18 protein-coding genes, 1 other RNA gene and 5 pseudogenes are annotated in these 18,500 nt (G+C 68.7%); 15 read left to right on the forward strand and 9 right to left on the reverse strand.

Annotation, left to right across the window (positions count from 1 at the left end; translation table 11 throughout):
- Nucleotides 1–43 precede the first annotated feature (43 nt).
- Nucleotides 44–202, reverse strand: a complete 159-nt coding sequence (locus IPG61_15805) for a hypothetical protein (protein MBK6735510.1) — start codon at nucleotides 200–202, stop codon at nucleotides 44–46.
- A 54-nt stretch (nucleotides 203–256) separates the two neighbouring features.
- Between IPG61_15805 and IPG61_15810 the strand changes: the two genes are divergently transcribed.
- From IPG61_15810 to IPG61_15830, 5 genes and pseudogenes are all read left to right on the forward strand, one after another.
- Complete coding sequence (locus IPG61_15810) at nucleotides 257–514, forward strand: hypothetical protein (GenBank protein ID MBK6735511.1); 258 nt, start codon at nucleotides 257–259, stop codon at nucleotides 512–514.
- A 1,225-nt stretch (nucleotides 515–1,739) separates the two neighbouring features.
- Nucleotides 1,740–1,931, forward strand: coding sequence for a hypothetical protein (locus IPG61_15815; protein ID MBK6735512.1), 192 nt, complete (start codon nucleotides 1,740–1,742; stop codon nucleotides 1,929–1,931).
- Nucleotides 1,932–1,963: 32 nt separating this feature from the next.
- A pseudogene (locus IPG61_15820) lies at nucleotides 1,964–2,419 on the forward strand (hypothetical protein).
- A 521-nt stretch (nucleotides 2,420–2,940) separates the two neighbouring features.
- Nucleotides 2,941–3,886 (forward strand): annotated as a pseudogene (locus IPG61_15825) (aldehyde dehydrogenase family protein).
- On the forward strand, nucleotides 3,838–4,209 hold the full coding sequence (locus IPG61_15830) for an aldehyde dehydrogenase family protein (protein ID MBK6735513.1): 372 nt from the start codon (nucleotides 3,838–3,840) through the stop codon (nucleotides 4,207–4,209). The pseudogene IPG61_15825 and the gene IPG61_15830 overlap by 49 nt, the downstream one beginning before the upstream one ends.
- 1,022 nt (nucleotides 4,210–5,231) lie before the next feature.
- Here IPG61_15830 and IPG61_15835 read toward each other — a convergent pair.
- Nucleotides 5,232–5,723 (reverse strand): hypothetical protein, encoded by a 492-nt coding sequence (locus tag IPG61_15835; GenBank protein MBK6735514.1) that lies wholly within the window; start codon nucleotides 5,721–5,723, stop codon nucleotides 5,232–5,234.
- Nucleotides 5,724–5,770: 47 nt separating this feature from the next.
- Between IPG61_15835 and IPG61_15840 the strand changes: the two genes are divergently transcribed.
- The 10 genes and pseudogenes from IPG61_15840 (at nucleotide 5,771) to ssrA (ending at nucleotide 13,470) form a co-directional block, all read left to right on the forward strand.
- Complete coding sequence (locus tag IPG61_15840; GenBank protein ID MBK6735515.1) at nucleotides 5,771–6,175, forward strand: hypothetical protein; 405 nt, start codon at nucleotides 5,771–5,773, stop codon at nucleotides 6,173–6,175.
- 981 nt (nucleotides 6,176–7,156) lie between these two features.
- Nucleotides 7,157–7,390: a hypothetical protein gene (locus tag IPG61_15845; GenBank protein ID MBK6735516.1), complete on the forward strand. Its 234-nt coding sequence runs from the start codon at nucleotides 7,157–7,159 to the stop codon at nucleotides 7,388–7,390.
- Nucleotides 7,391–7,521: 131 nt separating this feature from the next.
- Nucleotides 7,522–8,785: pseudogene (locus IPG61_15850) on the forward strand (Glu/Leu/Phe/Val dehydrogenase).
- A 54-nt stretch (nucleotides 8,786–8,839) separates the two neighbouring features.
- Nucleotides 8,840–9,082 carry a hypothetical protein gene (locus tag IPG61_15855; protein MBK6735517.1) on the forward strand — a complete coding sequence of 81 codons (243 nt, stop codon included), beginning with the start codon at nucleotides 8,840–8,842 and terminating at the stop codon, nucleotides 9,080–9,082.
- Nucleotides 9,082–10,209 carry a hypothetical protein gene (locus IPG61_15860; protein ID MBK6735518.1) on the forward strand — a complete coding sequence of 376 codons (1,128 nt, stop codon included), beginning with the start codon at nucleotides 9,082–9,084 and terminating at the stop codon, nucleotides 10,207–10,209. The genes IPG61_15855 and IPG61_15860 overlap by 1 nt, the downstream gene beginning before the upstream one ends.
- Nucleotides 10,184–11,542, forward strand: coding sequence for a hypothetical protein (locus tag IPG61_15865; protein MBK6735519.1), 1,359 nt, complete (start codon nucleotides 10,184–10,186; stop codon nucleotides 11,540–11,542). The genes IPG61_15860 and IPG61_15865 overlap by 26 nt, the downstream gene beginning before the upstream one ends.
- Before the next feature lie 66 nt (nucleotides 11,543–11,608).
- A complete protein-coding gene (locus tag IPG61_15870) occupies nucleotides 11,609–12,361 on the forward strand; it encodes an MmgE/PrpD family protein (GenBank protein MBK6735520.1) in 753 nt (250 codons plus the stop codon).
- On the forward strand, nucleotides 12,277–12,783 hold the full coding sequence (locus tag IPG61_15875) for an MmgE/PrpD family protein (GenBank protein ID MBK6735521.1): 507 nt from the start codon (nucleotides 12,277–12,279) through the stop codon (nucleotides 12,781–12,783). The genes IPG61_15870 and IPG61_15875 overlap by 85 nt, the downstream gene beginning before the upstream one ends.
- Before the next feature lie 112 nt (nucleotides 12,784–12,895).
- Complete coding sequence (locus tag IPG61_15880; protein ID MBK6735522.1) at nucleotides 12,896–13,075, forward strand: hypothetical protein; 180 nt, start codon at nucleotides 12,896–12,898, stop codon at nucleotides 13,073–13,075.
- A gap of 42 nt (nucleotides 13,076–13,117) precedes the next feature.
- Nucleotides 13,118–13,470, forward strand: a transfer-messenger RNA (tmRNA) gene (gene ssrA, locus IPG61_15885).
- A 94-nt stretch (nucleotides 13,471–13,564) separates the two neighbouring features.
- Here the strand turns inward: ssrA and modC are convergent.
- The 7 genes and pseudogenes from modC to IPG61_15920 all read right to left on the reverse strand — a co-directional run bounded on the left by modC (nucleotide 13,565) and on the right by IPG61_15920 (nucleotide 18,338).
- Nucleotides 13,565–14,578: a molybdenum ABC transporter ATP-binding protein gene (gene modC, locus IPG61_15890; protein MBK6735523.1), complete on the reverse strand. Its 1,014-nt coding sequence runs from the start codon at nucleotides 14,576–14,578 to the stop codon at nucleotides 13,565–13,567.
- Nucleotides 14,579–14,650: 72 nt separating this feature from the next.
- Complete coding sequence (gene modB / locus IPG61_15895; protein ID MBK6735524.1) at nucleotides 14,651–15,325, reverse strand: molybdate ABC transporter permease subunit; 675 nt, start codon at nucleotides 15,323–15,325, stop codon at nucleotides 14,651–14,653.
- Nucleotides 15,309–16,111, reverse strand: a pseudogene (gene modA, locus IPG61_15900) (molybdate ABC transporter substrate-binding protein). Before modA ends, modB begins: the two are co-directional and overlap by 17 nt.
- A 35-nt stretch (nucleotides 16,112–16,146) precedes the next feature.
- A pseudogene (locus IPG61_15905) lies at nucleotides 16,147–16,938 on the reverse strand (TOBE domain-containing protein).
- A 219-nt stretch (nucleotides 16,939–17,157) separates the two neighbouring features.
- On the reverse strand, nucleotides 17,158–17,769 hold the full coding sequence (locus IPG61_15910; protein ID MBK6735525.1) for a metal ABC transporter permease: 612 nt from the start codon (nucleotides 17,767–17,769) through the stop codon (nucleotides 17,158–17,160).
- A gap of 99 nt (nucleotides 17,770–17,868) precedes the next feature.
- Nucleotides 17,869–18,051, reverse strand: a complete 183-nt coding sequence (locus tag IPG61_15915; protein MBK6735526.1) for a hypothetical protein — start codon at nucleotides 18,049–18,051, stop codon at nucleotides 17,869–17,871.
- A gap of 20 nt (nucleotides 18,052–18,071) precedes the next feature.
- The gene (locus IPG61_15920; GenBank protein MBK6735527.1) at nucleotides 18,072–18,338 is read right to left on the reverse strand and encodes an ATP-binding cassette domain-containing protein; all 267 of its coding nucleotides are present in this window, start codon (nucleotides 18,336–18,338) and stop codon (nucleotides 18,072–18,074) included.
- Between the last annotated feature and the right edge of the window lie 162 nt (nucleotides 18,339–18,500).

Genomic DNA, 18,500 nt, shown 5'->3' on the forward strand with positions numbered 1-18,500 from the left:
GGAGCGCCGCACCCTGATCCCCGGTGACATCGGGACTCCTGCGCTAGCCACGACCTGGCTTTCGTCGTGGCAGCCGTCGCCCATCCGGGTCTACGGCGATGAAGAGGATGTAGTCGCCGGTCATGAGGTGGGCGAGGTTCTGACGCGCGCGGATCGTCGTCGTGGTCAAGGAAGTGCCGCTCGACCTGCTGCAGGCACGCACGGCCTACCTTCTTCTCGCACACCGTCAAGGGGCGGCGCCGCAACATGCCCCCTGTTGCAGCGGATCCTCGACGTCGGTGCCACGCTCATCGACTACGAGCGCATCGTGAACGAGCAGAACCGGCGCCTCATCTTCTTCAGCCTCCATGCCGGCTATGCGGGCATGGTCGAAAACGCTGGCCGCGCTGGGCCGCCGCCTCGCCGCGCAGGGCTTCGCCTGACGCCGCTGCAGGAGATCTGCCCCGCGCACTCCTACGAGAACCTCGACTCGATGAAGGCGCACTCGCACGCTATCGGCGCGCCTGGCCGCTGAAGACGACGGCGCGCCGATCATCATCGGCATGGCTGGGTACGGCAACGTGGCGGCCGGTTGTCGCGAGATGCTGGCCTGCCTGCCGATCCGCGAGATCCGCGTCGAGGAACCGCCGCCGCCGCCGCGGCGGATAGCGACCATGGGGACCGCTGGGTCCTGGTGACGTTCCGGCGAGGAGCATGGTCGAGCCGCGCTCGGCGAAGCGCATTGTGCTGCAGGACTACTACCGAAGCGCCCGGAAAATCATCGTGGTGTCTTCGAGCGCCACCCGCCGCACCTGGATGTGCTCGTCAATTCCATCTATTGGGACACGCCGTACTCTCTGCCTGCTGACGCGCAAGTGGGCCCGCGCGAACTGGGGTCCTGCAAGCAACCGCGCCTGCAGGTGGTCGGCGACATCAGTTGCGACTCGACGGCGAGCGAATCGAGTTGACGACGCTCACCAAAGTTGCCCGGACAACTTCGTCTACGCCCGTTGACGGGCGAATTGTTGACCAGCGGAGCGGGCCCGGCCTGGTGGATCATGGCCGTGGACAACCTCCCTGCGAGGCGCCGCGCGACCGTCGTCGGAGGACTTCCAGCCGCGTGCTAAGCCGAGATTGATCCCGGCCCTGGCCCGCGACGGACCTGTAACGCGGTTTGACGAGCCCGGCGCTGCCGCCCCCTAAGAGCGATGCATCGCGCACCGCGGGCGAGTTGACCCCGGATTATCGTTATCTGGAGGAGTTTACTGACCGCAGCTCGGCGCCGACTCCTGCGCGTACTCCTACTCGTGCTCCTGGCCTCCGGCGTCGGGGGTGGAAAGGTAGTACGAAGGAAAGGAGCCCTGATCTGAGAAGATCCTCACCTACGGGCCGGCATGGTGGCCGGCCCGTTGGTCTGCGCTACCTGCTTGAGGCCGGCGCGACTTGCGTCACCGTCACCAGCCGGACGGTCAGCAAGGCTGAGCGCTGGTCGGTGGACACCAGAACGGCGTCGCCGTTGCGCCGTCGACCTGGACGACGACGCGGGGCTGGATTGGGCGTTGATCCGCAACGGACCTGGCGGTCAGCCTGTTCACGCCTCCACCCGAAGGTGGCGGGTTTGTGCCTGCGAATCGGGTAGCACCTGGTCACCGCATCCTACGGCCGCCGGCCATGGCGGAACTGGACGGTGAAGCGCAGGCGCAGGCCCGACTCACTCCTCAACGAAATCGGCCTCGACCCGGCATCGACCACATGCGGCGATGCGGGTTATCGACGCGGGTGCCGCCGACGGCGGTACTCGGGTCACCAGCTTCCTATCGTGGTGCGGCGGCCTGCCTGCGCCCGACGCCAACGACAACCCGCTGGGCTACAAGTTCTCGTGGAGCCGCGCGGCGTCCCTGATGGCCTGGCCGGCAAGGCGGCCCGCTACTTCCGGGAGGGCCGGAGGTTGACGTGCCCCCGACAGCTCTGTTGTTCGACCACCATGTCGCACCGTGCCGGGCGTGGGCGAAGGAGGAGATCGCCTACCGCGACTCGCGGTGGACCGCAGGCCTACATGGCTTGCCGGCCGACACCGCAGACGTTGTTCCGCGGCACGCTGCGCAACAAGGGCTGGTGCCAGACGCTGCACGCGTTCGGCCGGTCGGGCCTGCTCGACGACCAGCCGCGCACGGCGGGACCACCCGTGTGCCTACGTGCTGATCGCTGCTGGGCGCCGCGCGCGGGCACCGACGTCCGCGCGGCGGCGACGGCGAAGCTCGACAGGGCCGACGGTAATGCCGGCGGCGAACCAGCCTGGCTTCGGGCTGGGCGACGAGACGCCGCTGCCGGCCGGTCCGCGGTCGCCGCTGGATTGCTCGGGGACGCGATGCTCGAGAAGCTCTGTTGCCGGCCCGGCGAGCAGGACATGGTGGTCATGTTCCACGAGTTCCTCTGGAAGACCGCGGCCACGCCGGCCAGCGCACCACGTCGCGTCTGGTGGCCTGCGGAGAGCGGGACGGGACCGGCGATGGCCCGACAGTTTCGCTGCCGGCGGCGGTCGCGCGCTTGCCTGGTGCTCGAAGGAGCATCAGTGTACGGGGTGTGCTGCGTCCGGTGGTGCCGGAAATCCACGACCCGGTGCTCCACGAGCTGGAGGCGCTGGGGATCGGAATGCCGGAAGAGACGGAAGACTGCTGAACCGCTGACGGCCGCGTGCTGCGGGTCGTGCTCCAACGAGGGGGAATCTGGACATAAGCCAAAGACGGAACCGACCCTGAACAAGAACCGCATCTTCAAGGCCCTCGGCCCTCCGCGCATGAAGGGCGCCAACTGCGGCGGCGAGTGGTTCGCCGGCAGCGGCGACTCCTGGTGTCGCAGAACCCGACCACGGGAGAAGTGCTGTCGCGCATCGAGCAGGCCGACCCGGCCGACTACGAGCGCGTCAGCGAAGGCTGCGAGGAAGCGTTCGTCACCTGGCGCATGCTGCCGGCTCCCCGTCGTGGCGAGATCATCCGCCAGTTCGGCGATGCGCTGCGCGCGAAGAAGGACATGCTCGGTGCGCTGGTCAGCGCCGGAGATGGGCAAGATCCTGACAGAGGGTCACGGCGAAGTGCAGGAGATGATCGACATCTGCGACTACGCGGTGGAGCTGAGCGCCGCTGAGCGGCTCCACGCTGCAGAGCGAGCGCCCGCGCCACCGCTATGATGGAACAGCGGCATCCCCGGGCGTGGTCGGCGTGATCAGCGCCTTCAACTTCCCGGTGGCGGTGTGGGCTGGAACTCGGCCCTGGCACAATGGCCTGCGGGCGACAGCGTGCTGTGGAAGCCCCCGAGCAAGACCCCCCCTAGCGCGATCGCCTGCGGGAACATCGCGAACGAGGTGTTCCAGCCAACGGCCTGCCCGCCGGGCTCACCTGCGTCGTGATCGGCAAGGGTTCGACCGTGGGCGGGATCATGATCAGGACCACGATCTGCCGCTGATAAGCCACGGGCTCGACAAAGATGGGGCGGCATCGGCGGGATCATCGGCGAACGCCTCGGCCGCAGCATCCTCGAACTGGGCGGCAACAACGCCATCATCATCTCGGAGAAGGCCGACCCTGACCTGCGCCCCGGCCCAGCGCGTTCTTCGGTCTCTGTGGGCACCGCCGGGCAGCGCTGCACCAGCACCCGTCGGCTGATCATCCAGGAGAAGGTGTACGACGCGTTCCTGCAGAAGCGATCTCCAACCATAAGCGCGTGCATGGTGATCCGTTCTCGATCCGGCGACCCTGATGGGGGCGATGATCGACGAAGGCGCGGTTGCCGACTTCATGAAGGCGATCGAGGCCGCGAAGAAGCAGGGCCGGCGGGAAGGTCCTACGGCGGCAAGGTGCTATGCCGTTCGGCGTGCCGACCTTCGTGCAGCCGACGATCATCGAGCTGAAGAACGAGGCCGAGATCGTCCAGACCGAGACTTTCGCACCGATCGTGTACGTGATGAAGTACCGCAAGCTGACCGACGCCATCGCCAAGCACAACGGCGTGCCGCAGGGCCTCAGCAGCTCGATCTACACCGACAGCCCGGCGCGAGGGGGCGAGGTTCCTCAGCGCCGAGGGCAGGACTGCGGCATCGCGAACGTGAACATCGGCACCAGCGGCGCCGAGATCGGCGGAGTCACTGCTGGCGGCGAGAAGGAGACCGGCGGCGGGCGCGAGAGCGGCTCGGACTGCTGGAAGACCTACATGCGGCGGCAGACCAACACCTGATCAACTGGGGCGGCGAGATCCAGGCCCCAGGCTGAGTTCCACCCGTAGCAGGGGGGAAGGTCTCCCGACACGGCGGGCCGGGGAAGCTGACCCGGGGCCCGTCGCTTTTCCCGGTGCCGGCGGAAGCCGGTTGGCGGGGAGGCCTTGATCGGGTAGGGTATGCGCCATGCGAACCGAACCGAACAACAGCGCCGGGGGCCCCGCACTTGCACGAGTTCCGGGCTTCGGGCACCTGATCGCCTACCGCGTCCAGGAGATCCTCCTGGTCGCGTCGCAGTAGACGCCTGCCACCTCGAGGAGGCGGGCGGCTCACCGAGCCGCTGCTGAGCGAGTACCGCGAGCTGAACCTAAGCTACCCGCCCCACGTGGCCCGCGCGGCCAGCGGACGAGGCCGTCAAGCTGCTCGAGGCCCACCGCTACGACCTCGTGGTGACGATGACCCGCTGGGCGACATGTCGGCCGCCGAACTGGACGCCGCATCCGCAGCCGGACGGCGGAGGTGCCATCCACACGCTGGCGTTCAGCCCGCGCGCGAGCTGCAGCACCTGCAGGATTCGACAGCCAGGGCTGCATCGACCGCTATTTCCGCATGGAACGGCGATGTGCGCCTGCTGCTGGCGATCACCAAGTGCTGCGAGGACGAGCGGAACGTGGCCCACGACACGCGGTCGGTGACGTGCGTGCATCCTGCTCGTCGAGGAACTCGGTTCGGTTCTATTCCACGTACCTGCCGCTCATCTACACCGAGTTGATGAAATTGACCCAGGCGCTCATCGCCGACGGCGTAAACCTGATGCACCGCCTGCTGCGCATGCGCGCCCGCCCGCGCATCCTCCTGGCGGAAACGTTCGAGGAGGCCTGGGATCTCTTCGAGCTACCAGACCAACCTGCTCGGCGTCGTCGTCGACAGGCGCTTCTCGCGAAAGGGCGAGCCCCGCAGCGCGCCGGGCTCGAGTTCGCCCAACCGATCCGCGACCAGGATCCGCATCTGCCGACCCTCCTGCAATCTTCCAACGGCGATCTTACGAGGCCGACGCCCAGGCCCTCAACGCCGGCTTCATCATCAAGAAGTCGCGCAACCCTGCTGCGCGACTTGCGGCGACTTCATCCTCTCCAACCTCGGCTTCGGCGACTTCATTTTCCGCGACCCCCACGGCTTCGAGGTCGGCCGCGCCCGCGACTTGCGCGACCTCGAGGAAACCCTCGCCCGCGTGCCCGCCGAATCCGTCGCCTTCCACGCCCAGCACAACCATTTCAGCAACTGGCTGATGGCCCGCACCGAGTTCGAACTCGCGGCGCGCATCCAGCCGGTCAAGGTGACGGATTTCCCGGACCTCGAGGCGATCCGCCGCTACCTCATCAGCTCGCTCGGCGAGTTCCGCGACAAACACCAGGCCGGCGTCATCACCGATTTCTCGCCCGCCAAGTTCGACGTGGTCAACGCTTTCACCCGCATCGGCAGCGGCTCGATCGGCGGCAAGGCCCGCGGCCTGGCGTTTCATCAATTCGCTCATGCACGGCTACGCATCCGCGACCGCATCCCCGGCGTGGACCATCATGCGTGCCCAACAACCGCATCGTCTCGGCACCGACGTCTTCGACCGCGTTCTTCGACGACGGGCCTCCGCGCGTCTTGCGGTCGAGGACGCCTGACGACCGCAATCACCCAGTTGTTTCTGGCCGCACAAACTCCCGCGAAATCACCCACGATCTCGACGCCTTCCTCGCAGTGCGCCACCCGCTCGCGGTGCGCTCCAGCAGCCTGCTCGAAGATTCCCAAGGCCAGCCCTTTGCCGGCATCTACGTCACGCACATGCTGCCCAACAGCCACCCCGATCTGGCGGTGCGCCTCGACCAGCTCGGCGACGCCATCAAACGCGTGTACGCCTCCACCTTCCACCAGGCCAAGAGCTGTTGCCCCTCGACGCCACCGGGCAGCAGGTCGAGGAGGAGAAGATGGCGGTGATCCTGCAACAGCTGGTCGGACGCCAGCACGACCACTCGGTTCTATCCGCACTTCTCGGGCGTGGGCCTGCTCGTACAACTCCTATCCCACGGGCAACATGAAGCCCGAGGAGGGCGACGTGGCGCTGGCCCTGGGCGCAAATGGTGGTCGAGGGTGGACAGGCACCTGACGTTTTCCCAAATCATCCGGAGGCGCTGCCGCAGTTCACCACCCTGAACGACGATTGCACCACATCGCAGCGCAACTTCTTCGCCCTCGACACGAGCCGCCCCGAGGCTATCCCACGGCCCACGCCGAGGCCAACCACCTGCTGCTGGACCTGACGAGGCGGAACGCGACGGCACGCTGGCGCCATCGGCGGCGCTACTCCGCCGAGAACTGACACCTCTACGACGGCATCGAACGCCCAGGGCGCCCGACTGGTCTCGTTTGCCGCCGTGCTCAAGAGCAAACCCCTTCCGCTGGCCGAGTCACGCGCCTGCTCCTCGATCTGAGCCGCGCAGGAAGGCACCGCCGGCCCGGTCGAAATCGAGTTCGCGGTGGATGGGCGACGGGCACCAAACCCGCACGAGTTCGGGTTTCTCCAGATCCGCCCGATGGCATCCGGTCAGGAGGCACAAGCGGTCCGCCGGACGACGGCGACCCGGAGCAGACCGCTGGCCTCAGCGAGCGCCCTGGGCAACGGCCGCATCCGCGGCATCGGCGACATCCTCTACGTGCCGCGGGCCGGGGTTCGACCGCGCCCCACACCCGCGAGGTGGCCGCCGAGATCGCCCAGCACAACCTGCAGCTCGTGGCGGAAAACGCCCGCACCTGCATGATCGGCCCCGGACGCTGGGGCAGCGCGGACCGCTGGCTCGGGGGATCCCCGTGCGCTGGGACCAGATTCCAGGGCGCGCGTGATCGTCGAAACCTGGCTCGCCGACTTCGTGGTGACGCCCCCCAGGGCTCGCACTTTTCCAGAACCTGACCTGCTTCCAGGTGGGGTACCTGACCGTGGCCGAGGATTGGCGGCGGGCGCTGGACTGGGATTGGCTGGACGGGCAGCCGGCGGCCGGACAGGGGCACTACACCCGGCACCTGCGCCTGGCCGCGCCGCTGACGGTGCTGATCGACGGGCGCTCGCGACGGGGTATCGTGCTGCGCCCGGATGCCGGGGAGGGCGGGGGCGGGCCCGCGGAAACAGGACCGGGAAGGGCGTCCGAAAGCATCTGATTCTCCTTGCTTGCGCCGCCGCCGACCGCGATTTTTCCGGCATTACGGCACAGGGCGCGGCCTGATGCGCCCAGGCTTCAACACGGGGTGACTAGGATGGCTCACGACGCTTCGTTCAACCCATTTTCCAGATGGCCCGCGCCCAGTTCGACAAGAGCGCCGACCCCATCGAAAGTTTCGTCCGGGGCACCTCGCCGCCACCGCCGCGCAGCCCGTTGCGCGAATTCCACTTAGCATTCCCGTCCGCATGGACGACGGCAACGTCAAGGTGTTCGAGGGTTTCCGCGTCCAGCAGCACAGCGACGCGCGCGGCCCGGACAAGGGCGGCATCGCTCCACCTGCAGGAGACCGTCGACACGGTGCGGGCGCCTGCGATGTGGATGACACGGAAGTGCGCCGTGGCGGACATTCCGCTGGGCGGCGGCAAGGGCGGCGTCATCTGCGATCCGCACAACCTGAGCGCGCGTGACGGGAAGCGATCTCTGCCGCGGCTGGGCTGCGGCAGATGACGAACATTTTGTCGGCCCGGTGGAAGACGTTCCGCCCCCGACGTGATGACCAACCCGCAGCACATGCCGTGGATGCTCGACGAGTTCGAGACCATCCCGCGGCGGCGCGCTACCGGCATGATCACCGGCAAGCCGGTGGGCATGGGCGGCTCCTGGGCCGCACCGAGGCGACCGGCTACGGCTGCGTCTACTGCCTGCGTGAAGCGCTCACCGAGATGAAGGTCGACGTCAAGAGCACGACCGCCAGCGTGCAGGGCTTCGGCAACGTGGCGCAGTACGCGATCGAGCTGTACACCCGCATGGGCGGCAAGGTCGTCTGCGTGTCGAGCTGGAACCAGGCCGAGCAGAAGTCGGTCTCGTACTTCAAGGCTGCCGGTGTCGACCTCGCGCAGCTGCAGGCGATCACCGACCGCTTTGGCGGCATCGATCCGGCCAAGGCCCGCGAGTTGGGCTACGAGATCCTGCCGGGCGAGGCCTGGCTGGATCGCGAAGTGGACATCCTGATCCCGGCCGCGATCGAGAACCAGATCACCGGCGCCAACGTCGAGAAGATCAACAAGCGCGTGAAGCTGGTCGTCGAGGGCGCGAACGGGCCGACGACGCCCGAGGCCGACGCGGTGCTGTCGAAGCGCGGCATCTTCGTGATTCCCGACTTCCTGGCCAACGCCGGCGGCGTGACCTGCAGCTACCTGAGCAGGTCCAGTGCAACATGAACTACTTCTGGGACCGCGACGACGTGCTGAACAAGCTGGACGCCAAGATGACCGCGGCGTACCACTCGGTCAGCGACCTCGCACGCAAGCAGAAGCTGTACATGCGCGATGCCGCCTATGTGGTGGCCGTGAACCGGGTGGCGGCGGCCTGCCGCAGCCGCGGCTGGGTCTAGCATGGACAAGGCGCGCGGCGGGCAGCCTGATGACTCCGCCGCGCGTTCGCGGTCGTGCCGTGGCGCGAACTGCTGGAAGTGATCCGCCAGGGTCGCGGCCGGCAGTTCGTTCGCGTTTCCAGGAAGATGCTCAACCACCTCTGCTCGATCGGCCTGAGCGAGGCGCAGGTCATGCTGGCCGAGGTGGATGCCGGCCCGGCCGGCCCGGCCCGGCGCGAGGGGCGCCCCGCCGGAAGCGGGCAACACGGCCTGAGCAAGAAGCCGGGGGCACGCGTGCCCCTTGAGCATTCCCGCTGATGACCGGTGCGCCGTTCGAACTGGCGGCGCGGTACATCCCGGACGAGGAGATCTCCGAACGGCTGCAGCGCTGGCTCAAGGAGGACGAGGCCAGCTTCTTCGGCACCGTCGTCGCAGATCCGCGCAGCACCATGCCGGAGATCGCCGAAGCCATCAGGCGCTACAACGACGTCCTGCGCGGGCGCAGCGGCCTGGCGCCGAGCACGCTCAAGAGCCTGCGCGTGTCGCTGATCCAGCGCTTCCTCACCGAACAGCTCGACTACATCAACGTGGCCAAGGAAGTGGCGCGGATCACCGACTTCCACGATCTGCTCGATCGCGTCATCATGACGCGCGGCTGCTACGGCAAGCTGGGAGGCAAGGCCTCGGGCCTGTTGCTCGCCGGCTGGATCCTCGAGCAGCCGGAGGCCCGCGAGCTGGGTGTCGGCGACATCAAGACGCCCCGCACCTGGCACGTCGTCTCGGACGTCATCATGGATTTCATCCGGCTGAACGACCTCGACGATGTCATGGACCAGAAGTACAAGGACATCAGCCAGGTCCGCCGCGAGTACCCGAACATGGTGCAGCTGTTCATGAACAGCCCGTTCCCGCCGGAACTGGTGGAAGGGCTGGCGCGGGCCCTGGACTACTTCGGCGACGTGCCGCTGATCATCCGCAGCTCGAGCCTGCTCGAGGACCGCTTCGGGACGGCCTTTTCCGGCAAGTACAAGAGCCTCTTCCTGCCCAACTGCGGCACGCGCGAGGAACGTCTTTCCGCGCTCCAGGACGCGGTGGCCGAGGTGTGGGCCTCGATCCTCGGGCCCGACCCGATCGAGTACCGGCGCGAGCGCGGCCTGCAGGAATTCGTCGAGGAAATGGGCATCCTCATCCAGGAGGTTGTCGGCACCAGGGTCGGGCGCTACTGGCTCCCCGCGTTCGCCGGTGTCGCCTTCAGCCTGAACGAGTTCCGCTGGTCGCCGCGCATCCGGCGCGAGGACGGCCTGATCCGCCTGGTGCCCGGGCTGGGCACGCGCGCGGTCGATCGCGTGGGCGACGACTTCCCGGTGCTGGCGGTGCCGGGCCAGAGGCCTGAGGGCGCACGCCACGCTGCAGGAGACGTTGCGTTACAGCCCGCGCCGCGCTGACGTCATCAACCTGGAGACCGCCGAATTCGAGACCGTCGACCTGGATGCGCTGCTGAAGGAGTTCGGCGACGAGTATCCGATGGTCGACCGCGTCTTCTCCGTGCTGCGGGGCGGTCACCTGCAGCAGGTCCAGAAGATGATGATGGATCCCACCAAGGAAGACCTGGTGGCCGACATGCGCGGCCTGCTGGACGGCACCGACTTCATGCCGCGCGTGCAGGCCCTGCTCAAGACGCTGGAGATGTACCTGCAGTCGCCGGTGGACATCGAGTTTGCCCATGACGGCAAGGATTTCTACCTGGTGCAGTGCCGGCCGCAGGCCATGTCGGGCGACACGGCGCCGTCGGTGATCCCGCACGACGTCAGTCCCGAGGACGTGCTGTTCACCGCGAACCGTTTCGTCTCGAACGGCCAGGTGCCGGACATCACGCACGTCGTGTACGTGGTGCCGGAAGCGTACACGGCCCTGCCGGACCGCGAGACGATGGCCCAGGTCGGCCGCGTGGTCGGCGCGCTCAACGGCCTCCTGCGGAAGCGCTCGTTCGTGCTGATCGGGCCGGGGCGCTGGGGCAGCCGCGGGGACATCAAGCTGGGCGTCTCGGTGACCTACGCCGACATCAACAACACGGCGATGCTGGTCGAGGTGGCGCGCCGGCGCGGCGACTATGTGCCCGACCTCAGCTTCGGGACCCATTTCTTCCAGGACCTGGTCGAGGCGGGGATCCGCTACCTGCCCCTTTATCCCGACGACCCGGGCGTTGTTTTCCAGGAGGAGTTCCTCCTGACGGCGCCCAACCGCCTGGCCGAGCTGCTGCCGGACCATGCGCCGCTCGAGCACTGCGTGCGCGTGATCGACATCCCGGCGGCTTCGCACGGGCGCGTGCTGCGCATCTACCAGAATGCCGACCTTGACCACGCGCTGGCCGTCCTCGAGGAGCCCGGTGAACGGCGGGGGCCCGGTGTCGGACGCGGCGCCACGGGTGCGGGCTCGCCGCTGCGGCATGCGCGCTGGCGCCGGCAGGTGGCCGAGGAGCTGGCGCGCGGCCTGGATCCGGCCACGAGCGGCGTGGTCGCCGTGCACCGGCGCGGTTCGGTCGCCGACGGGCGGGCCTCGGCCGAAAGCGACCTCGACCTGGTGCTGCGGTTCGGCGGCGACGCCGGGCAGCGCGCGCGTCTGGAAGCCTGGCTCGACGGCTGGAATCGCGCGCTGACGGTGCTCAACCAGCAGAACACCGGCGTGCGCGTGGAGCGGTTGCTCGACGCCGTGATCGTGGCCGCCGACGACATCGAGGTGGCCGGCGGGCAGCAGTTGCCCATGGCCGGCGAGGACTGACCACCCGGATTCGCCAGATGTTCGAATTCCCAGGCCAACAAGTACCCTCACCACGCAAGGAGCACCATGAGCACCGCTGCCCGCCCCAGCCTGACGCGCCGCATGGCCGAGTACGCCGTAGGCCTGCGCTATGACGACCTGCCCGCCGACGACGTGAAGGAAGCCAAGCGCTTCCTGCTGGACTCGGTGGGCTGCGCCCTGGCCGCCGTGCGCAACCCGGACATGGCCGCCATGTACCGCTTCATCCGCCGGCAGGGCGGCACGCCCGAGGCCACGCTGATCGGCACCGGCGAGAAGACGAACGCCGCGAACGCATCGCTGATGAACAGCCTGCTGATCCGCGCGCTCGACTACAACGACATCTTCTCGGAGCAGGACCCGAGCCGTCCCTCGGACATCATCGTCGGCGCGCTGTGGCCGGCCGAAGGCCTGCGGGCGCGACGGTCGCGAGGCCATCGTCGGCATCATGATCGCCTACGAGCTGGAACTCGGTGGTGCCTGGCCTGCTTCCCCGGCGTGCGCGAGGTGGGTTGGCACCATGCGACGCTGACGCAGTGCGTCAGCCCGTTCGTCGCCGGTCGCATGTACGGGCTGGGTGTCGACCAACTGGTGGCGGCCGCAGGCATCAGCGGCAGCAGCCACGTCACGCTGGGCGGTGTCGTGGCCGGTCACCTGACGAACATGAAGAACACCGCCGACCCGCTGGCCACGCAGTGGCGGTGCTGGCGGCGCAGATGGCGGCCGAGGGCTACGAGGGCCCGGTCGAGGTCATCGAGGGCAAGGAGGGCTTCCAGCACGTCATCCACAATGTGCAGCTGAAGCCGGAGATCCTGCTCGACGGCCTGGGCACGCAGCCGCCGATGATCCGCCGCTGCGGCTACAAGGCCTTCCCGACCGAGGCCCTGACGCACCAGCCGATGTCGGCCGTGCTGGGCGCGATGCAGGAGAACGGGCTGAAGGCGGAGGACCTGGCGTCCATCCACATCCAGACGACGACGCGCGGCGCCGACATCCTCAGCGACGCGAGCAAGTACGATCCGCAGACCAGGAGACGGCTGACCACAGCCTGCCCTACTGCCTGGCGGCGGTGGCGGCCGACGGCGGCGTCTACCCGAAGAGCTTCGAGAAGGAGAAGCTCTTCGACCCGCGGATCCGGGCGCTGCTGCCGAAGATCAAGGTCGTGGCCAATGCCGGGATCGACGCCATGTTCGCGGGTACCAAGCGCGCCATCGCCACCCTGACGACCGGGGATGGGCGCACGTTCACCAAGACGGTCGACCACGCCAGGGCAGCCCGCGCAACCCGCTCAGCGACGACGAGCTGGTCGCGAAGTTCCGCGCCAATGCCGGCGGCGTGCTGGACAAGGCCGCGCAGGACCGCGTCATCGAGGCCACCTGGGACTTCGAGAACTGCCGGGACCTGGGCGCCTACCTGAAATTGTTGAAGACGGACTTATTCCGGGCGGGCAGCAAGCGACAGCCGGGGGCGCGCTTGGCGTTGGCCGGGCGCGCCTTCGCATGCTATATTGAATAAAGCGCACCACTGGTGGGTACGCTGCAACGATTTCTGGCTCGTGGGGGCGAATTGGTCTCGACGTGGTCGGAGGACCGTTGGCTGCATGCCGAGATCCCGCCTATCTCGTTAAACGGTGGAAAAAAACAAGTGACGAAGCCAACTTCGCACTGGCTGCCTAATTAAGTAGCCCGTTCCCGGTCGGGGGGTCGCCGGACTGGCCCAATGGGAGCCGTTTTCCGGTGTCTGGTCCAGAAGCAGGTCCCTGGCGGACGGACGAGACTTTTAGAGGGACTAGCCTGATGGTTGGCACGTTCCCTGGCCATCCTGAGGGTTAAATTAACAGGGGACTAAGCATGTAGATGCCGGCGGGGCGCCGGTTACGGACGCGGGTTCGATTCCCGCCGCCTCCACCAGTTGATCGCGCGGCCCGTGCCGCGCTGCCGTGGGAAGGGGTCGCCGCGGGTGACCCCTTCTTCATGTGCTGCCCGTCCTCCGCTTGCCGGTGCGCTAATCCATCACCGCCGCCGACTTCACCTGGGCCCAGACCGCGCTGCCCGGCTCCAGCCCGAGCGCCGCCACCGATCGTCGCGTGACGCGGGCCAGCAGCGCGGTTTCGCCCAGGCGCACCCGCACCAGGGCCAGCGCCGGGTGGGAATCGTCGACGATGCCGTCGACCAGCCCCGGCAGCGCGTTGAGGATGCTGCTTCCCTGTGGCGACGAGAGCGCGAGGCTCACATCGCGGGCCAGGACCCGCACCCGCACCCGGCTGCCTGCCGCCTTGCCCCGGTCGGCCAGCCAGAGGCCGCCGCCGGTGAAGTCGGCGCGACAGAGATGCCACGGTTCGTCGCGCATGCCGATCACGGCTTCCAGCACGACGCCGGCCTCGTCGCCGAGAGGCAACGGCGGGTCGAGTCGCGCCAGCACCTGGCCGAGCGGGCCGGCGGCCGCGACCCGGCCGGACGCCATCACCACCAGGTGATCGGCCAGCCGCGCCACCTCGTCGACGTCGTGGGTCACGTAGAGGATCGGCAGCGCCGCCTGGCGGTGCAGGCGCTCGAGCCAGGGGAGGATCTCGTGCCGGCGGGCGGCGTCGAGACCGGCCATCGGTTCATCGAGCAGCAGCACGGCGGGCTCGACCAGCAGCGCGCGGGCGATGGCCGCACGCCGGCGCTCGCCGCCCGAGAGCGTGGCGGGTCGTCGGTCGAGCAGGGCGCCCAGCCCGAGCAGTTCGATGACTTCGTCGCGGTGGCGGGCGGGGGCCGCAACGCGCGCGCGGCGCTCGCCGTAGGCGAGGTTGCCACGCACGTCGAGGTGCGTGAACAGGTCGGCGTCCTGGAAGACGAAGCCGACCCGGCGCCGGTGGGGCGGCAGCCACATGCGGCGCGCGGAGTCCTGCCAGACCTCGCCGTTGACCGCCACGGCTCCGGTCACGCCGGCCTCAAGGCCGGCGATGGATCGCAGCAGCGTTGTCTTGCCCGCGCCCGACGGGCCGAACAGCGCCGTGACGCCGCGCCCGGGCAGGGCGAGATCGACGTCAAGCGAGAATCCCGGCCGTTCAGCGGCGCAGGCGCACGGTGATGTCGCCGACTTCCTTCATGCCGGACCCCGCCTTCGCTGCAGCCCGTAGAGCAGCAGCAGCGCCAGGAACGAGAAGCCGACCAGCCACGCGGCCAGTCCATGCGCCTCGCCGTACTCCAGGGCTTCGACATGGTCGTAGATCTGGACCGACGCCACGCGGGTCACGCCGGGAATGTTGCCGCCGATCATGAGCACGACACCGAACTCACCCACCGTGTGGGCGAACCCGAGCACGCCGGCTGTCAGGTAGCCGGGACGGGCCAGCGGCAGCACGACGCTGAAGAACGTATCCAGGGGCGAGGCCCGCAGGGTCGCAGCCGCTTCCAGCTGGCGTTCGCTGACTGCGGAGAAGGCGGTGTGCAGCGGCTGGACGACGAAAGGCAGCGAGTAGACGACCGATGCGACCACGAGTCCCGCGAAGGTGAACGGCAGCAGGCCCAGGCCCAGGCTTTCGGTCAGGCGCCCCACCGGCCCGTTGGGTCCCATCAACAGCAGCAGGTAGAACCCCAGGACGGTCGGCGGCAGCACCAGGGGCATGGCGACCACTGCCGAGACCATCGCCTGCCAGCGTGAACGTGTGCGCGCCAGCCACCACGCCGCCGGCGTGGCGATCACCAGGAGAATGGCGGTGGTGACCGCAGCCAGCTTGAGCGTCAGGCCGAGCGCGGCCAGGTCAGCGGGAGAGAGCACCGCTCGCCTCCGGGGCCGGTTCGTAGCCGAACGAACGCATCACGCGCACGCCTGACCGCCGTGCAGGAAATCGAGCAGCGCTCTTGCCGCCGGTCGCGCGGCGCCCTGGCCAGCAGTACGGCGTCCTGTCCCAGTGGCTCGTGCAGCTCGGCAGGAACGACCCAGCCCGAGCCGGAGGTGAAGCGGCCGTCGCGCCAGACCTCGCGACAGGGCGACAAAGCCGAGTTCAGCATTGCCGCTGGCAACGAACTGGAAGGCCTGGGCGATGTTCTCGCCCTGCACGAGCCGCGGCTCGATGGCGGCCAGGAGGCCGAGCTCGCGCAGCGACGCCACGGCAGCCGCCCCGTACGGGGCGAGCTTCGGGTTCGCGATGGCGAGATGGGCGAAGACGCCGGTGCCGAGGACGGCGCCCGTCGCATCGACGAAGCCCTCCTTCGCCGACCACAGGGCCAGGCGGCCCACGGCGTAGGTCCGGCGCGTACCGGCCACCGCAAGTCCGTCGGTCTCCAGCCTGGCCGGCGTGGCGGCGTCAGCGGCAAGAAACACCTCGAAGGGCGCGCCGTTGGCGATCTGGGCCGCGAGGGCGCCGGTGGCGCCGGTGGAAACGACCACGTGGTGCCCTGTGGCATCCGTGAACGCGGCAGCGATCGCCTTCATCGGCGCGGCGAAGTTCGCGGCGACGGCGGCCGGCACGTCGTCGGCGTGCGCCGACAGCGGCACGGCCATGGTGACCGCCGCGAGGACCAGGCTGGCGGTGACGCGCGAGAGGTACTGGCGAAGGCCCATGCTGGCTTCTCTCTTCGAATGGACTCTCCCGTCGTGGCCAGGATGACGTGTGAGGCCTTGATCAACGCGCAGGCGCGCGTGCCCACCACCAGTCCCAGATCCTCGACGCTCCGATTGGTGACAACGGCGACAATGGTGCGACCGCCCGGCAACTCGAGGATGATCTCGCTGTTGATCGCGCCGCGACGGCACTGCGCGACCGTCCCCGCCAGGCGATTCCTGGCGCTGGTCCGCAGGCCGTCATCGGGCGCCAGGATGACCCACGAGGCCTTCACCAGCGCAAAGGCCTCGCTTCCGGGAACCAGGCCGAGATGCCCGACGCTTTCGTTGGTGATGACCGCCACCAGCTCCTGCCCGCCGCCGAGGTCCAGCGTGACTTCCGCATTGACGGCGCCGCGCGTGAGGCCGGTCACATGCCCGAGGAACTGGTTGCGGGCGCTCGTCTGCAGGTCGAATCGCCGGAGCAGCCGGTAGAAGTGCTCGAAGTCCTCGTCATCGGCGTGCGAACAGGACAGGCGCTCGAGGATGTGCCGCCGCTCGTCGTCGAGACGGCGCAGCGTGGCCACCACGCGCCGCCCATAGGCCGTGAGCGAGGTGCCGCCGCCGTGGGCGCCGCCGGCCTGCCGTTCGACGAGCGGCTGCCCGACACGGTTGTTCAGCGATTCGACCGCCTGCCAGGCGGCCTTGTAGCTCATGCCCATGGCCGTCGCCGCCGCCGTGATCGAACCCTCGCGATCGATCCGCTCGAGCAGCTCGAGATGGTCCCAGCGGCGGCCGCGCCCGGTCGGGGAAGGCGAGGTTGTTTCGGGTTTGCGGCGTGGCGGCACGGGCTCCTCCAGACGGTCGGGCACGGGCGGCAATCGTTATGTTGTATAGCGACATAACGCATTGCGGGCAAGCGGAATCGGCAGACATCCAGTGGCGGAGAGGCGAGCCGCGTCAGCGCGCTTGAAAAGGGCAGTCGTGAAACAGACGGCGCCGGGTCAACAGGATCGTCGCCGCGCCGGCCAGGTCGGGCCCGTAGCTGAGCGCCAGCCCGGCCGCCGTCAGTCCCGGCGCAGAAGAGCGCCGCGACGATCATCATGCGACAGGCGCCTGGTCAAGTGGTTGGCCGTGGCGGCGGGCAGCGTGAGCAGCGCGATGACCATGATGATGCCGACCACCGACACCACGACCACCGTCAGTGCGGTCAGGCCCAGCAGCAGGAAATGGTAGCGTGCCGTGCGCACGCCGCGGAGCGAGGCGAACTCGTCGTCGAAGCACACGGCGGCGGTTGCTTGCGGAAGAGCGCGGCCGACCAGCACCGCCACGCCAGCGCCGCGATCAGGTAGAAGGTCGCGCGGCGTAAGCATGAGGATGTTGCCGAACAGGTAACTCATGAGATCGGCCGCGTAGCCGGGCGTCAGGCTGATCAGGACGATGCCCGCGGCCATGCCCACGGCCCAGACCGCGCCGATGACGGTGTCTTCACGCTGGCGCAGGCGCAGGCTGACCCAGCCGATGACCAGGGCCGAGACGAGTGCGGCGGCGGCCGCGCCGGCCAGCGGCGACAGCCACGTCATGCCATGCACCACCCGCAGGTACTGCACCAGGCCGAGACCCGGCCAGCACCGTGTGGGAGATGGCCCGGCGATGTAGCTGATGCGCCGGATGACCACATAGCTGCCGACGTTCCGCAGGGGATGGCCACCAGCAGGCCGCCCAGCAGTGCATACTGCAGGAACGAGTGGGCGGCCAGGGGCCGAGGAAGGCCGGCGTCAGCACTGGTGGCCCTCCTCGCTGCAGCGGTGGTCATGGCGGATCATGCGCATCTCGGCGCCGTAGAGGTCGGCGATGACCTGGCCCGTGATCGCGCTCGTCGGGTGTACGACCACCTTCTGGCCCACGCAGATGACGCTCTTGACGAAGCCCGCGACGAAGCCGAGGTCGTGCGAGACCATGACGATGGTCAGGCGGCGGTTCAGCGTCTCCAGAAGAGGAAGAAGCCTTCCTCGACGTGGGCGTCGAGGCCGGCTGTCGGCTCGTCGAGCAGCAGCAATTCCGGCTCGCCCGCAAGCGAGCGCGCAATCAGCGTGCGTTGCTTCTGGCCGCCGCTGAGCGAGGCGAAATGACGGTCGGCGTGATCGGCGGCCGACCTCAGCCAGGGGAAGCGCGCGCCGCGTCGCGATCGCGCCGGCGCCAGGGACCGACCCCGCGCCCAATCCCAGTCGTCCCATGAGCACGACATCGGGCCGGTTGGGAACAGGGGGTCGAGGTGTCGCCTGGGGCACGTAGCCGATCCGGTGACGCGCGCAGTCCGGGCGCTCGCCGAAGACGGTCACTTCGCCGGCCGTCCGGCGGGCGCAGCAGGCCGAGGCCAGCGCCGTAACGTCGTCTTGCCGCTGCCGTT

The sequence above is a fragment of the bacterium genome (genome assembly GCA_016703265.1).
GTDB lineage: Bacteria > Krumholzibacteriota > Krumholzibacteriia > LZORAL124-64-63 > LZORAL124-64-63 > CAINDZ01.

What these genes read in the sequence shown, in the direction of transcription:
- IPG61_15815 (MBK6735512.1), top strand. Translation starts at nt 1,740, where the DNA reads ATGCGGGTTATCGACGCGGGTGCCGCCGACGGCGGTACTCGGGTCACC.
- IPG61_15830 (MBK6735513.1), top strand. Translation starts at nt 3,838, where the DNA reads ATGCCGTTCGGCGTGCCGACCTTCGTGCAGCCGACGATCATCGAGCTG.
- IPG61_15835 (MBK6735514.1), bottom strand. Translation starts at nt 5,723, where the DNA reads ATGAGCGAATTGATGAAACGCCAGGCCGCGGGCCTTGCCGCCGATCGA.
- IPG61_15860 (MBK6735518.1), top strand. Translation starts at nt 9,082, where the DNA reads ATGACCGGTGCGCCGTTCGAACTGGCGGCGCGGTACATCCCGGACGAG.
- IPG61_15870 (MBK6735520.1), top strand. Translation starts at nt 11,609, where the DNA reads ATGAGCACCGCTGCCCGCCCCAGCCTGACGCGCCGCATGGCCGAGTAC.
- IPG61_15875 (MBK6735521.1), top strand. Translation starts at nt 12,277, where the DNA reads ATGGCGGCCGAGGGCTACGAGGGCCCGGTCGAGGTCATCGAGGGCAAG.
- IPG61_15915 (MBK6735526.1), bottom strand. Translation starts at nt 18,051, where the DNA reads ATGGTCTCGCACGACCTCGGCTTCGTCGCGGGCTTCGTCAAGAGCGTC.
- IPG61_15920 (MBK6735527.1), bottom strand. Translation starts at nt 18,338, where the DNA reads ATGTCGTGCTCATGGGACGACTGGGATTGGGCGCGGGGTCGGTCCCTG.